Genomic DNA, 16,230 nt, shown 5'->3' with positions numbered 1-16,230 from the left:
ACTTTTGTTACCGTTTGCTGTATTAGTGAGTGATTACATATAAATTGAAAACATTTTCTTACAAACCAAGGGGTTGAAATGAGAAAATACAAATTAGGTATTTATGAAAAAGCATTGCCAAAAAATATTTCTTGGCAAGATCGGCTTTCAATTGCAAAATCATGTGGGTTTGATTTTGTAGAAATGTCTATCGACGAAACAGATGAACGTTTAGCTCGTTTAGAGTGGAGTAAAGAACAGCGTCTTGCCTTAGTCAATTCCATCGTTACCACAGGCATCACTATCCCTTCTATGTGTTTGTCAGGCCATCGCCGTTTTCCATTTGGCGCACGAGATCAAGCAACCCGCGAGAAAGCTTATGAAATTATGGCAAAGGCGATTCAATTTGCTGTAGATACAGGTATTCGCACCATTCAATTAGCTGGCTACGATGTCTATTATGAAGAACAAGATCAAGGAACCATTGAACGTTTCCAACAAGGCTTAGCTTGGGCAGTTGAATTAGCCGCCAGTAACCAAGTCACACTAGCCGTCGAAATTATGGACACCCCCTTTATGAGTTCAATCAGTCGTTGGAAAAAATGGGATGAAATGATTAACTCACCGTGGTTTACGGTTTATCCTGATATCGGCAACCTATCCGCTTGGAATGATAACATTGAACAAGAACTTGCATTAGGCATCAATAAAATCTCCGCTATTCATTTAAAAGACACCTATAAAGTCACCAAAGATTGTGCAGGTCAATTCCGAGATGTACCCTTTGGTGATGGTTGCGTTGACTTTAAAGGTTTCTTTGAAATATTAGCTAAACTAAATTATCGTGGTGCTTTTTTAATTGAAATGTGGACAGAAAAAGCTGAAGAACCGATTGCCGAAATTATCAATGCACGGCGTTGGATTGAACAAAAAATGAAAGAGGGTGGTTTTGAATGTTAACTGAATTATCCGCTAAACTAACCGCTATGCGTGAGCGAGTATTTAACGCTAATCTAGATTTACCCAAATATAAACTCATCACATTTACCTGGGGCAACGTCAGCGAAATCGATCGCGAAACAGGCTATGTTGCTATCAAACCTTCCGGTGTTGAATACGACACTATGACAGTCGAAGATATCGTATTAGTTGATCTAGATGGTAATCGCGTATTCGGCGACAAAAAACCCTCTTCTGATACCGCCACTCATTTAGCCTTTTATCGTGCTTTTGCCAATATTGGCGGCGTAGTGCATACCCATTCACGCCATGCAACAGCTTGGGCACAAGCTGGTCGAGATATCTTGGCACTAGGCACAACTCAAGGCGATTATTTTTACGGTTCAATCCCTTGTACCCGACAAATGACCCCTGCTGAAATTGCAGGCGAATATGAATTAGAAACCGGTAAAGTAGTCATCGAAACGTTCCGTACACGTAATATTGATCCTGATATGGTCCCTGGAGTATTGGTGCATTCTCATGGACCATTTACTTGGGGAAAAAATGCTCACGATGCAGTACATAATTCTGTCGTCTTAGAAGAAGTCGCCTATATGAATTTTGTCAGCCATCAGCTACAGCCAAATATTAGTTCAATGCAACAAGAATTGCTCGACAAACATTACTTGCGTAAACACGGCAAAAATGCCTATTACGGCCAATAAACTAAAAAGCCCTAAGTGATCGCTTAGGGCTTTTTAGTTACTTAATAATCCGCATAGCTATATGCAAAATTAAATAATCTCTAATAACTCCACTTCAAAGATTAACGTTGCAAATGGCGGAATTGATGCGCCTGCACCACGCTCACCATAGGCTAACTCTTGAGGAATAGTTAAACGCCATTTTGAACCGGTTGTCATTAATTGTAATGCTTCAGTCCAACCTTTAATTACACCACCTACCGGAAATTCTGCTGGCATGCCACGTTGTACCGAACTATCAAATACCGTGCCATCAATCAAAGAACCCGTATAATGTACACGTACCGTACTATCTGCTGTTGGTTTCTCGCCCGTGCCTTCAGTCAATACTTCATATTGCAAACCTGATTCAGTTACAACGACACCTTTTGCTTTTTTATTTCCTGCTAAAAAAGCTTCGTTTTCCGCTTTAATCACTTCAAATGCTTCCGCTTGTGCGGTTTCTGCACGTTGACCTAATTCTTGTAACGCTTTAGTTACCTCATTTAAATCAACTGCTGGCGGATTTTGATTTAACACATCATTAAGACGACGCGCAACTGCTTCCGCATCAACGTCCATACCGCTTGCTAATAATTGTTGACCAATTTGTAACCCGATACCATAACCACCTTTTGCTTCAGTACTTTCTAATGCAACTGAACTAAAATCTAATGCCATTATTTATTCCTTGTGTTTAAACATAAAAGACCAACAACTTTATGGGGACTTATTTCAATAAAACAAGGCAAAACGATTATTTAACTAAGAAAACTTTACACAATTAACTACTTTCTGCTCCGCATTAACCTTAATTTGCTACCTTTAACTGGATAATGTTATATATCTGCCTGTAAACGTTGCAATAACCGATCCATTGCTCGATACCCCAACGCCTCAGCTAAATGGACTTGCTGAATCTGTGATTCATTCGCTAAATCTGCAATAGTGCGTGACACCTTTAAAATCCGATGATAAGCCCGCACTGAAAGCCCTAATTTGGCTAATGCCGATTCTAAAAATAGCGCATCTTGTTCAGATAAAGAACAATCACGTTCAATCTCACGTGTCGTTAACTGAGCGTTAATTTTGCCCGCTCGTTCCATTTGTAACGCTCTCGCCCAAACTACCCGCTGATGCACTTGTGCGGTGGTTTCACCTCGATTTTTTCCATTTTGTAATGCACCTTGCGGTAATAATGGCACCTCAATTGAGAGATCAAACCGGTCTAAAAATGGTCCTGATAGCCGATTAAGATAACGCATTATTTGTTGAGGGGAAACGCGATTATGCGTCCCCTGATAATGCCCTGTTGGGCTTGGATTCATCGCCGCAATTAATTGAAAACGCGCAGGAAATTGCACCTTAGCATTTGCACGTGAAATAATAATTTCACCCGATTCTAACGGTTGTCGCAAGGCATCAAGTACTTTTCGCTGAAATTCTGGCAGTTCATCTAAAAAAAGCACACCATTGTGTGCTAATGAAATCTCACCAGGCTTAGGAATTGAGCCTCCACCAACTAATGCCACCATTGAGGCGCTATGGTGTGGTGCTCTAAAAGGGCGTTCTTTCCAATTATGAAAATTAAGTTCATTTTGCACCAAACTCGTTATCGATGCGGTCTCAATCGCCTCACTGTTTAACATAGTGGGTAATAAATCAGCTAAACGGCTAGCCAACATTGTTTTTCCTGTGCCTGGTGGACCTAAAAGCAATAAATTATGCTATCCTGCTGCTGCAATCATTAATGCCCTTTTGGCGTGTTGTTGGCCAATAATATCGGTCAAATCACGCTTTATAAGCGGTCGATTTTGCTCTGACTGTTGATTAACTTGTTGCGCAATCGGTAAATTTTCCCGCTTATTCATAAAATTAACCACTTCCAAAAGTGAATGTGCAAAGTAGGTTTCTACGTTTGATACTAACGAAGCTTCATTCGCATTCGGTGCTGCAATAATCATTTGCCGATGTGCTTGATCAGCGGCAATCACTGCCGGAATAACGCCATGTACTGCTCGCAAACCACCGGTTAACGCAAGCTCCCCAAGTAACTCAAATTCTTTTAGTTTCTCTGAATCCATTTGCCCCGAAGCAGCTAAAATACCGATCGCAATCGGTAAATCAAAACGACCGCCTTCTTTGGGTAAATCTGCTGGCGCTAAATTAATCGTAATCCGTTGCGGTGGATAAAGAAAATTGGCATTCATTAACGCACTACGTACCCTATCACCTGCTTCTTTGACGGTCGTTTCAAGCAACCCAACAATAGTTAAGCCCGGTTTACCATTGCTTAAATGCACTTCAATCGTGACTAATGGAGCTTCACCCCCCATTGAAGCTCGACTATATACAATCGCTAATGACATTTTCCCTCCTAAAATTTTGCATAAGCGTAAAACGATTCTCCGTAAATAACAGTAGCAAACATCACTTTCACGATCGTGATCGCAAAAATCATTTTTGATTACTTGAAAAAAGTTTGATAATAGGCATCATCAAATCAGCAAGAGAAGCAACGATGAAAAAAGATGTGATTATTATTGGTGGCGGTATGGTCGGGGCAGCAACTGCTTTAGGATTGGCAAAGTTAGGCTTAAACATTGCGTTGATTGAAAAAAAACCATTACCCCTCTTTCAACCGGATTCTGCTTATGACTTACGTATTTCTGCAATTAGCATTGCTTCCGTAAATTTATTAGCAGAATTAGGTGTATGGCAACAGATCCAAGCAATGCGTGTTTGCCGTTACGATAGCTTGGAAACTTGGGAAGTTGAAGGCTTTAGCACCCGCTTTACTGCGGAGGAAATTGGTCTAGACACCTTAGGTTTTATGGTCGAAAATAAGCTCATTCAAATGAGTTTATGGCAGGCACTTAACCACTACCCCAACTGCCAACAAATAGTTGGTTTTACCGAACTTACTGCTGAATATCATTCTGCTGGCTGGACAATCACGGTTGACGATCAAACTTTCTCTACCTCATTAATCATTGCCGCAGATGGCGCTAACTCTCAAGTTCGCCATTGGGCAGGAATCGGGCTAACTAGCTGGCAATATCGGCAACACTGTTTACTCGCGACAGTTAAAACTGCTTTACCCACTCAATCTGTTACTTGGCAACAATTCTTTCCAACAGGTCCACGTGCTTTTTTACCGCTTGCAGATCAAAATGGTTGTGTCGTTTGGTACGATGCGCCACAGCGGGTTGCCGAACTAACACAGTTATCACCTGAACAATTAGCATTAACCATTATGCAAAACTTTCCTGCGCGCTTAGGTGAAATAGAAGTGATACAAGCTGGCAGTTTTCCACTCACTCGCCAACATGCACAACACTATACACACAATGGGGTGGTATTGATTGGAGACGCCGCCCACACGATTAATCCGTTAGCAGGGCAAGGGGTCAATTTAGGTTTTAAAGACGTAAAAGTATTACTTGAGGTGATCCGCCAAGCGCTCGAAAAAGGGCCATCTTTTGCTGATGAACAAGTGTTAAAACAGTATCAACAACAACGCAAAGCAGATAATTTGATTATGCAGACTAGTATGGACTTATTTTACAAAGCATTTAAAAGCGAATTATTACCCGTTAAAGTGATGCGCAATCTGGCTTTAATGTTGGCAGAGAAAATCACCCCACTCAAAAAACAAGCATTGAAGTATGCGATTGGGCTTAAATAGCCGATTATTTCTTGTCTATAACATTAAAATGCGGTCGAAAATGGCAAAATTTTTGCTCAATTCAACCGCATTGTGCGCCGATTCACTACCCTACCACTGTAGGTAAACAACCTGTTTTTACCATAAAAGGAATGCACGTGATGACAATACCAAGTAAAGCCACTAACCAGAGTAATACATTGCCGCCCCATACTCGATAAGGCAAATTAGGGTGTTGTTGACGAACTTTCCAGACTAATAACACCGGCAACACTACAGCATAAAACGCAAACATTTGCCCAGCATAACGTAAAGCTAACACAAAGCCCTCCGGATAAAACAATGCAAATAATAATGGTGGCGAGAAAGTCAGTAAGCCAACATTTAAACGATTTGATGCAAAATTAAATGATTGCTTTAATAAATCGTTAATACATTCAAATAAGCCAAGCGCAACCCCCAAAAAAGAAGTGATTAAGGCAAATGCCGAGAAAAACTTCACTATATAACCAATAATATTACTGCCAGTTGTCTGCGCCGTTGCCACGACTAAACCATTCAAGGTTGGATCTTTCTGTAAGATATCAAGAAATGTCGTTTGACTTAATAAACCGTGGGTCGCCATTTGCCATAAAATATAAACCATTAAGGTAATCAATGAACCAACTATAATAGCAAAACGTAATGCTTTCACATTACCATTTAAATAATTATTTAAACTTGGAATAGAGCCATGAAATCCAAAAGCGGTGAAAAAGATCGGGCTAGCAGAAACTAATAATAAGTTATCCACAGGCATTGCGAGTAAATTATCTATCTGAATAAACGGCATTAAAGCAAACAAAACCAACGCTAAACCAGCTAACATAATAAAAAACAAAAAACGGTTAATACTATCAACACTTTTAGTGCCAAAAACAATAAAAGCACCAAAAATTATCGTAAACATGACTATCGCAATTTTCTCTGTCATTAAATGATCAGGCGCAGCTGGAAACATTGACGCTAAAATATTACCACCGCCCGTAACATAAGCGGATAACAACGCATACAAAAAGACCATTAATACTAACGTAGCAATGACTCTTCCTGTTTTACCAAAATATCGCGCCGCTAATGTGCCAATGCCAACATCATGTTCTGCAGTTTGATATACTTCCACAAATAATAAGGCACTATAAGTAAGCAATATCCACAGCACGACCAATAATACTAAAGTTAAACAAAAACCAATACCTGCTGACGTCAATGGCATAGCCAACATACCACCACCAATCATCGTCCCTGAAACCAATAATGTACTGCCTAAAGTTTTATTCATAATCACTACCTTTTTATATTAATAGATAATCGTTTGCATATTATATTAGACGATTAGTGTACCCCATTCGTTACAGCAATGTAAGAGATATTGCCCACTAAATCAGGAAAATTTGCGAAAAATTTTTAATGCAATCTATATTTGCAATAAAATAAATTAATATTAAAGAGATATTTAGGCTTACATTCAGACATAAAAAAGCTAGGTAAATTACCTAGCTTTTTTCTTTTTCAAATAAACGCTATCGCTTATTCTTCATCTGTCGCATTTAATAATGCCGCTAAATTTTGGGTCGCTTCATCTGCAACAAACTCAAATTCAGCTTCAATATCCGCTTCTGTGGCAAATGCGTTTTTGCTTACTGGCATTTCAAATGGCTGTTCAGCCACTACACGCTTTTTAGCACGCGCTTGGTGATAAGCAAAGCCTGTACCAGCAGGAATTAAACGACCAACAATCACGTTCTCTTTCAAGCCACGTAATTCATCACGTTTACCAGCCACTGCTGCTTCAGTTAAGACACGGGTAGTTTCTTGGAACGATGCGGCAGAAATGAATGATTCAGTCGCAAGTGATGCTTTGGTAATACCAAGCAATTCACGTTCAAATTCAACCAACGGTTTGCCTTCTTCAGCGCGTTTACGGTTAGCAATTTTAACACGTGCGACTTCAACTTGTTCGCCTTCTAGGAACTCGCTATCGTAAGCATTAGTAATCACCGCTTTACGCAACATCTGGCGCACAATCACTTCAATATGCTTATCATTAATTTTTACCCCTTGTAAGCGGTAAACTTCTTGCACTTCATTCACAATATAATCGGTTACGGCATGCACGCCACGTAAACGTAAAATATCGTGCGGTGTTTCCGCGCCATCAGAGATAATATCACCACGTTGTACCATCTCGCCTTCGAAAACGTTGAGCTGACGCCATTTAGGAATCATTTCTTCAAACGCTTCACCTTCCGCAGGAGTAATCACTAAGCGACGTTTACCTTTGGTTTCTTTACCAAATGACACAATACCTGAAATTTCTGCCAGAATTGCGGGCTCTTTTGGTTTACGCGCTTCAAATAAGTCAGCCACGCGAGGTAAACCACCCGTAATATCTTTAGTTCCTACAGATTCTTGTGGAATACGCGCTAAAGCTTCACCAACGGCAATTTCTGCACCATCATCTAACGTAACAATCGCTTTACCTGGTAAGAAATATTGTGCAGCAACATCAGTGCCAGGAATAAAGATATCATTACCTTTTGCATCTACTAAGCGCAATGCTGGGCGTAAGTCTTTACCTGCTGTAGCACGTTCACCTACATCTTGCACAACAATTGATGATAAACCTGTCAAGTCATCTGTTTGACGGGCAACCGTTAAACCATCAACAATATCGCTGAATTGGATACGACCTGATACCTCTGAAATAACCGGCATTGTATGTGGGTCCCAATTCGCCACAATTTCACCTACTCCCACTTCTGCGCCATCATTTTTAGAAAGCACTGCACCGTAAGGTACTTTATAGTTTTCTTTGGTACGCCCGAAAGTGTCGATCACAGTTAATTCAGTATTACGTGAAGTTAATACAATCTTACCTTCTTTATTGGTAACAAATTTAGCATTAGCTAATTTAATCGTACCGGCATTTTTTACCTGAATGCTTGATTCTTTCGCTGCTGCAGAAGCCGCACCACCAATGTGGAAAGTACGCATCGTTAACTGTGTACCCGGTTCACCGATTGATTGTGCAGCAATCACACCAACCGCTTCACCTTGATTAATGAAGTGACCACGTGCTAAATCACGGCCATAACATTTCGCACACACGCCAAAATCTGTATTACAGGTTACGACTGAACGTACTTTGATCACGTCTACTGATTCTACATCAATCACATCACACCATTTTTCATCAATTAAGGTATTACGTGGGATCAATATTTGTTCAGTACCTGGTTTCAATACATCTTCAGCAACCACACGACCTAATACGCGATCACGTAATGCTTCTTTTACATCACCACCTTCAATAAGTGATGTCATTACGATACCTTCGTGCGTACCACAATCGTCTTCCGTGATCACTAAATCTTGAGCAACGTCCACTAAACGACGAGTTAAATAACCCGAGTTAGCGGTTTTCAATGCGGTATCGGCAAGACCTTTACGTGCACCGTGCGTTGAAATAAAGTATTGAAGAACGTTTAAGCCTTCACGGAAGTTTGCCGTGATTGGCGTTTCGATAATCGAGCCATCTGGACGCGCCATTAGACCACGCATACCTGCCAACTGACGAATCTGTACCGCAGAACCACGCGCACCGGAATCTGCCATCATAAAGATGCTATTAAATGATGCTTGTTTTTCTGGATTACCTTCACGATTGAGCATTTCTTCAGTTGATAAGTTTTCCATCATTGCTTTCGCAACACGTTCATTCGCTGCTGCCCAAATATCAATAACTTTGTTATAACGTTCGCCTGCGGTCACTAAACCAGAGTTAAATTGCTCTTGAATTTCGGCAACTTCAGCTTCAGCGGCAGTGATAATGTCATTTTTCTGTGCCGGAATAACCATATCATCAATACCAACCGAGACACCTGAACGTGCAGCATATGCAAAACCGGTATACATAATTTGGTCAGCCAAAATAACAGATTCTTTTAAACCTAAACGGCGGTAGCTTTCATTAATTAATTTTGAAATGGCTTTTTTACCCAATGTTTGGTTGAACACTGAGAATGGCATACCTTTTGGTGCAATCATCCACAAAATAGCACGGCCAATAGTGGTATCCACTAAATTAGTTTCTGCTAAAAATTCGCCCGCTTCATTCTTGCTATATTCTGTAATACGTACTTTTACGCGCGCGTGTAATTCTACTTGACCTGTACGATATGCTTTTTCTGCTTCACGCGGGTCAAGGAAATACATTCCTTCGCCTTTACCATTCACTTTAGCACGTGTCATATAGTAAAGACCTAATACCACGTCCTGAGAAGGCACAATGATTGGGTCACCACTTGCAGGTGAAAGGACGTTGTTAGTTGACATCATTAACGCACGCGCTTCCAACTGTGCTTCTAATGTTAACGGTACATGAACAGCCATTTGGTCGCCATCAAAGTCCGCATTGAATGCTGCACACACAAGTGGGTGTAATTGGATAGCTTTACCTTCGATCAACAATGGTTCAAATGCCTGAATACCTAAACGGTGAAGTGTTGGCGCACGGTTGAGCAGAATTGGATGTTCACGGATTACTTCCGCTAAAATATCCCATACAATCGGCTCTTCACGTTCAACCATTTTCTTTGCAGCTTTGATGGTTGATGCAATACCACGTGATTCTAATTTAGAGTAGATAAATGGGCGGAATAATTCCAATGCCATTTTTTTAGGTAAACCACATTGATGTAAGTGCAAGTATGGACCAACTGTAATTACTGAACGGCCTGAATAATCAACACGTTTACCCAGTAAGTTCTGACGGAAACGTCCTTGTTTACCCTTAATCATATCGGCTAACGATTTTAATGGGCGTTTGTTAGAACCTGTAATCGCACGACCACGACGTCCATTATCTAATAAGGCATCGACAGATTCTTGTAACATTCTTTTTTCGTTACGTACGATAATATCGGGCGCAACTAAGTCTAATAAGCGTTTTAATCGATTATTTCGGTTAATCACACGACGATATAAATCATTTAAATCTGAAGTTGCAAAACGACCACCATCAAGCGGTACTAATGGGCGTAAATCTGGCGGAAGCACTGGTAATACAGTCATTACCATCCATTCTGGTTTATTACCTGATTGTTGGAACGCTTCTAGTAATTTTAAACGTTTAGTGATTTTTTTACGCTTAGTTTCTGAATTTGTTTCTTGTAACTCTTCACGCATCACTTCACATTGGTGCTCTAAATCCATATCGCGTAACAGCACTTGAATACCTTCAGCGCCCATTTTCGCATCAAATTCATCGCCCCAACGTTCTTCTGCTTCCAAATATTGTTCTTCGGTTAATAACTGGTTTTTCTCTAAATCAGTCATCCCCGGTTCGGTTACCACGTATGATTCAAAATAAAGCACACGTTCAATATCACGTAATGGCATATCTAAAATTAGACCAATACGAGATGGTAGCGATTTTAAGAACCAAATATGCGCAACTGGACACGCTAATTCAATGTGCCCCATACGATCACGTCTGACTTTAGTTTGTGTTACTTCAACACCACATTTTTCGCAAATAACACCACGGTGTTTTAAACGTTTATATTTTCCACATAAACATTCGTAATCTTTTACCGGTCCAAAAATACGCGCACAAAAAAGACCATCACGTTCAGGTTTGAACGTACGATAATTAATAGTTTCTGGTTTTTTCACTTCACCAAAAGACCACGAACGGATCTTGTCTGGCGATGCTAAGCCGATTTTAATCACATCAAAATCGTCATTTGATTTAGATTGTGCTTTTAAAAACTTTACTAAGTCTTTCACTTTTTGCCCCTAGTGAGGAATTAAAGTTTTGTCTGGAACGCAAGCTCCAAACGTGAAATCTTGGTTGTACAAGCGGTCTAATGTGCTGAAAAATCTACTATTTAGACCGCTTGTTTCGAAGACCAAGGCGGTTAACTCTCATTTAATATAGCCAAATGCGCTTGCTTAATCTTCGTCTAACTCCATATCAATACCCAATGCGCGAATCTCTTTCAACAATACGTTGAATGATTCTGGCATACCCGGTTCCATTTGATGTGTACCGTCTACAATGTTTTTATACATCTTAGTACGGCCATTCACGTCATCCGATTTAACCGTTAGCATTTCTTGTAAGGTATAGGCTGCACCGTATGCTTCTAATGCCCAAACCTCCATCTCACCAAAACGCTGACCACCGAATTGTGCTTTACCACCAAGTGGTTGTTGGGTAACAAGACTATAAGAACCGGTTGAACGAGCATGCATTTTGTCATCAACTAAGTGGTTCAATTTGAGCATATACATGTAACCAACTGTTACAGGACGCTCAAATTTCTCACCCGTACGACCATCAAATAAGGTAATTTGACCTGAAGTAGGTAAACCACCTAATTCTAATAAGCCTTTAATTTCCGCTTCATGCGCACCATCAAATACTGGTGTAGCAAGCGGTAATCCTTTACGTAAATTTTGCGCTAAACGCATGACCTCTTCATCCGTAAAGGTACTTAAATCAACAACTTGTGAACCATGACCTAAGTCATACGCTTTTTGGATATATTCGCGTAATTTAGTTACTTCTTGCTGTTGTTTAATCATAGCATTGATCTGATCGCCAATCCCTCTAGCCGCTAAGCCTAAATGAGTTTCTAAAATCTGACCAATGTTCATACGCGACGGTACACCTAATGGATTTAACACAATCTCAACTGGCTCACCATTTTCATCGTATGGCATATCTTCAACAGGGTTGATTTTTGAGATAACACCCTTATTACCATGGCGACCGGCCATTTTATCGCCCGGTTGAATTTGACGACGAAACGCTAAATAAACTTTAACAACCTTTAACACGCCCGGTGCTAAATCATCACCTTGAATGATCTTATTGCGTTTGATTTCAAGTTTACGCTCAAACTCTTTGCATAATTCTTCGTGCTGTTCTGCAAGTTGTTCTAACTGATTTTGTTTTGCTTCGTCATCTAATGTCTGTTCTAGCCATTTCTCACGCACTACATTATTTAAGTTAGCTTCAGATACACCACTTTCAATTAACAAGTTACGTACACGAGTAAATAAACCCGCTTCTAAAATCTCTAACTCTTCAGTTAAATCTTTTTTCGCTTCACGAAGTTGCATTTCTTCGATTTCTAAAGCGCGTTTATCTTTCTCAACGCCATCACGCGTAAATACTTGTACGTCAATTACCGTACCTGAAGTACCATTTGGTACACGTAACGAAGAATCTTTTACATCCGATGCTTTTTCACCAAAAATTGCACGTAATAATTTTTCTTCTGGTGTTAATTGGGTTTCACCTTTCGGCGTTACTTTACCGACTAAGATATCACCACCTTTAACCCCTGCACCAACATAAACAATACCAGATTCATCTAGTTTACTTAATGCTGATTCACCCACATTCGGAATATCTGCCGTAATTTCTTCTGCACCTAATTTAGTATCACGTGCTACACAAGATAATTCTTGAATATGAATTGTGGTAAAGCGATCTTCTTGCACCACGCGTTCAGACACTAACATTGAGTCTTCAAAGTTATAGCCATTCCAAGGCATAAATGCCACGCGGATATTTTGACCTAATGCTAACTCACCTAAATCGGTTGAAGGGCCATCTGCCAAGATCTCACCACGCGCCACTGGTTCGCCTAAATTCACACAAGGAATTTGATTGATACACGTATTTTGGTTTGAACGGGTATATTTAATTAAGTTATAGATATCAATGCCCGCTTCGCCCGGAATAGTTTCATCTTCATTCACCTTAACCACAATACGCGATGCATCAACACGCTGTATAATACCACCACGTTTGGCAACAATTGCCACACCAGAGTCAAGCGCAATCGGTTTTTCCATACCCGTACCAACAAGCGGTTTATCTGCACGTAATGTTGGGACTGCTTGACGTTGCATGTTAGCGCCCATTAAGGCACGGTTTGCATCATCGTGTTCTAAGAATGGAATTAATGCTGCAGCGACAGAAACCACTTGTTGTGTTGAAATATCCATATAGTGAATATCTTCAGGTTTATATAAGCCTGATTCACCGTGTTCACCACGACAAGTGACATACGTATCTGTAAAACGGAAGTGCTCATCTAAGTTTGAGTTAGCCTGGGCAACAACATAATTACCTTCTTCAATCGCTGATAAATATTCAATCTCTTCTGTGACTTGCCCATTCACTACTTTACGGAATGGCGTTTCTAAGAAACCATAGTTATTGGTACGTGCATATACAGAAAGTGAGTTAATCAAACCAATGTTTGGCCCCTCTGGCGTTTCAATCGGACATAAGCGACCATAGTGCGTCGGGTGTACATCTCGCACCTCAAAGCCTGCACGCTCACGTGTTAAACCACCAGGACCTAATGCTGAAATACGACGTTTATGTGTAACCTCTGAAAGCGGATTGTTTTGATCCATAAATTGCGAAAGTTGTGAAGAACCAAAAAATTCTTTAACTGCCGCTGAAATAGGTTTCGCATTAATTAAATCTTGCGGGGTAATTCCATCTAAATCACCTAAGGATAAACGTTCACGTACGGCACGTTCAACACGTACTAAACCAATGCGGAATTGATTTTCTGCCATTTCCCCTACTGAACGAATACGACGATTACCTAAGTGGTCAATATCATCTACTTCACCACGACCATTACGGATTTCAATTAATTTTTTCATCACACCGGTGATATCATCATTCGTTAAAATACCCGTTCCTACACCTTCTGGAATATTTAATGAACGATTAAATTTCATTCGACCCACTGCTGATAAATCGTAACGATCCGCAGAGAAGAACATATTATCAAATAATGCTTCTGCCGCTTCTTTTGTTGGTGGCTCTCCCGGACGCATCATTCGATAAATTTCAACTAATGCGCTTAAACGATCATAAGTTGAGTCAACACGTAACGTTTCTGAAATATAAGGACCGTGATCTAAATCATTAGTAAATAATACTTCAAGCTCTTCATAGCCCGCTTGCGATAATTTCGCTAGCATATCCATAGAGATTTCCGTATTAGCTGGGCACACTAATTCACCTGTTGAAAGATCAACATAATCTTTCGCAGCAACTTTACCCACAATATACTCTACCGGCACCTCAATTTGAGTAATACCATCTTTTTCTAATGTACGAATATGGCGTGCAGTAATACGACGACCACGTTCTACATAAATTTTACCATTAGCTTCAATATCAAATGCCGCAGTCTCACCACGTAAGCGTTCCGGCACCAATATCATTAATAATTTATTATCTTGAATTTCAAACAATACTTTCTCGAAGAACATCGTTAAGATTTCTTCTGTGGTATAGCCTAATGCACGTAAAATGATGGTAGCAGGTAATTTACGACGGCGGTCAATACGCGCATAAAGGTTATCTTTTGGATCAAACTCAAAATCTAGCCATGAACCACGATAAGGGATAATACGTGCGTTATACAACACTTTACCTGAAGAATGCGTTTTACCTTTATCTGAATCAAAGAAAACGCCAGGACTACGATGTAATTGTGAAACGATTACACGCTCTGTACCATTAATTACAAAAGTACCATTATCTGTCATTAATGGAATTTCACCCATATACACATTTTGTTCTTTAATATCTTTCACCGTGCCAGCAGCAGCTTCACGATCGAACGCAACTAAACGAAGTTTTACGCGTAATGGGGCAGCATAAGTGGTACCACGAATTTGACATTCACGTACATCAAATACAGGTTCACCTAATTCATAAGAAACGTATTGCAATTCAGTAGAACCATTATTACTAACGATTGGAAACACTGAGCGGAATGCCGCTTCTAAACCTTGTTGTCCATCTAAATCTCTATGAATAAATTTTTCATAAGAATCAAGCTGAATTGTTAATAGGTAAGGTACATTAAGAACTTGTGGACGTTTACCAAAGCTTTTACGAATACGCTTTTTCTCGGAATATGAGTATGCCATTTTTTAGATAGCCTCTGATTTTTTATGTTGGTTGAGATTTCACAATCCGCACGAGAAAAACTCGGTTGGAAGTGGCATTAAAAGAGTACGAGGTGTCATTTTCCAATCACTCATTCTTGAGTCAAAAATCACTACTGCAAGCGGTAAATTGGGGAAGAGTTTTTACAATATCAATATCCAACAATTAAAATGACAAAATTAGTTGGATTTTTTTAAAGCACAAAAGGCTGACGAGATTCATCGTCAGCCATATACACAAAAAATGATCCTTAATTCTAACAAATTAATACACATTTAGCAATAGCCAATTTACTTAACAGACTCACTTAAATAAGCCTAAGTCAAATCATTTAATTGACTATATATTACACATTATTAACCCATATTTATAAAAAACCCCGATGTTTCCACCGGGGTTAATTGAACTTGAATATTCTAGTAAGTTAAATCAAAATTATTTGATTTCTACTTGTGCACCAGCATCTTCTAATTCTTTCTTAAGCGCTTCAGCTTCTGGTTTCGAAATACCTTCTTTTAAGGTTGCTGGAGCAGATTCAACTAAGTCTTTAGCTTCTTTTAAGCCTAAACCTGTTGCACCACGTACTGCTTTGATTACAGCAACTTTATTAGCACCTGCGTTAGCTAATACTACATCGAATTCAGTTTTTTCTTCTGCTGCCGCCGCCGCTGGAGCTGCTGCTGCTACTGCTGCCGCTGCTGAAACACCGAATTTTTCTTCCATCGCGGTGATTAATTCAACGATTTCTGATACTGATTTAGAAGCGATCGCTTCAATAATTTGTTCGTTAGTTAATGACATAACAATCAATTCCTAAAGTAAATAAGTTGTTAAACGAGTTAAGAAGTTTTCTG

At 39.8% G+C, this 16,230-nt stretch carries 8 protein-coding genes and 1 pseudogene; 3 read left to right on the top strand and 6 right to left on the bottom strand.

Annotated elements, in window-relative coordinates; translation table 11 throughout:
- Positions 1-78 precede the first annotated feature (78 nt).
- Entirely contained in the window at positions 79-939 is an 861-nt protein-coding gene (locus BMX01_RS06895; RefSeq protein ID WP_064082404.1) for an L-ribulose-5-phosphate 3-epimerase, read from the top strand.
- Complete coding sequence (gene araD, locus BMX01_RS06890; protein ID WP_064082405.1) at positions 933-1,646, top strand: L-ribulose-5-phosphate 4-epimerase; 714 nt, start codon at positions 933-935, stop codon at positions 1,644-1,646. The genes BMX01_RS06895 and araD overlap by 7 nt, the downstream gene beginning before the upstream one ends.
- Before the next feature lie 69 nt (positions 1,647-1,715).
- Here the strand turns inward: araD and BMX01_RS06885 are convergent, their stop codons facing one another.
- Together BMX01_RS06885 and BMX01_RS06880 are read right to left on the bottom strand one after the other, a co-directional pair.
- Positions 1,716-2,345, bottom strand: a complete 630-nt coding sequence (locus BMX01_RS06885) for a BamJ family beta-barrel-assembly machinery protein (protein WP_064083381.1) — start codon at positions 2,343-2,345, stop codon at positions 1,716-1,718.
- Positions 2,346-2,503: 158 nt separating this feature from the next.
- Positions 2,504-4,033 (bottom strand): annotated as a pseudogene (locus tag BMX01_RS06880) (YifB family Mg chelatase-like AAA ATPase).
- Positions 4,034-4,185: 152 nt separating this feature from the next.
- On the opposite strand from BMX01_RS06880, the gene BMX01_RS06875 reads away from it, so the two are divergent.
- Complete coding sequence (locus tag BMX01_RS06875; RefSeq protein ID WP_064082407.1) at positions 4,186-5,352, top strand: FAD-dependent oxidoreductase; 1,167 nt, start codon at positions 4,186-4,188, stop codon at positions 5,350-5,352.
- 85 nt (positions 5,353-5,437) lie between these two features.
- Here the strand turns inward: BMX01_RS06875 and BMX01_RS06870 are convergent, their stop codons facing one another.
- From BMX01_RS06870 to rplL, 4 genes are all read right to left on the bottom strand, one after another.
- Entirely contained in the window at positions 5,438-6,652 is a 1,215-nt protein-coding gene (locus tag BMX01_RS06870; RefSeq protein WP_064082408.1) for an aromatic amino acid transport family protein, read from the bottom strand.
- Positions 6,653-6,900: 248 nt separating this feature from the next.
- Positions 6,901-11,163 carry a DNA-directed RNA polymerase subunit beta' gene (rpoC, locus tag BMX01_RS06865; RefSeq protein ID WP_064082409.1) on the bottom strand — a complete coding sequence of 1,421 codons (4,263 nt, stop codon included), beginning with the start codon at positions 11,161-11,163 and terminating at the stop codon, positions 6,901-6,903.
- A 165-nt stretch (positions 11,164-11,328) separates the two neighbouring features.
- A complete protein-coding gene (gene rpoB, locus BMX01_RS06860) occupies positions 11,329-15,357 on the bottom strand; it encodes a DNA-directed RNA polymerase subunit beta (protein WP_064082410.1) in 4,029 nt (1,342 codons plus the stop codon).
- Between the two features lie 454 nt (positions 15,358-15,811).
- On the bottom strand, positions 15,812-16,177 hold the full coding sequence (rplL, locus tag BMX01_RS06855) for a 50S ribosomal protein L7/L12 (protein WP_064082411.1): 366 nt from the start codon (positions 16,175-16,177) through the stop codon (positions 15,812-15,814).
- Between the last annotated feature and the right edge of the window lie 53 nt (positions 16,178-16,230).

This window comes from [Haemophilus] ducreyi (assembly GCF_900109315.1).
Taxonomy (GTDB): Bacteria; Pseudomonadota; Gammaproteobacteria; order Enterobacterales; family Pasteurellaceae; genus Haemophilus_B; species Haemophilus_B ducreyi.
Note: the sequence above shows the minus strand (reverse complement) of the source record. Positions and strands in the feature narration are given on the sequence as shown.

Coding starts and splice junctions, on each gene's coding strand:
- BMX01_RS06895 (WP_064082404.1), top strand. CDS start 79: ATGAGAAAATACAAATTAGGTATTTATGAAAAAGCATTGCCAAAAAAT.
- araD (WP_064082405.1), top strand. CDS start 933: ATGTTAACTGAATTATCCGCTAAACTAACCGCTATGCGTGAGCGAGTA.
- BMX01_RS06885 (WP_064083381.1), bottom strand. CDS start 2,345: ATGGCATTAGATTTTAGTTCAGTTGCATTAGAAAGTACTGAAGCAAAA.
- BMX01_RS06875 (WP_064082407.1), top strand. CDS start 4,186: ATGAAAAAAGATGTGATTATTATTGGTGGCGGTATGGTCGGGGCAGCA.
- BMX01_RS06870 (WP_064082408.1), bottom strand. CDS start 6,652: ATGAATAAAACTTTAGGCAGTACATTATTGGTTTCAGGGACGATGATT.
- rpoB (WP_064082410.1), bottom strand. CDS start 15,357: ATGGCATACTCATATTCCGAGAAAAAGCGTATTCGTAAAAGCTTTGGT.
- rplL (WP_064082411.1), bottom strand. CDS start 16,177: ATGTCATTAACTAACGAACAAATTATTGAAGCGATCGCTTCTAAATCA.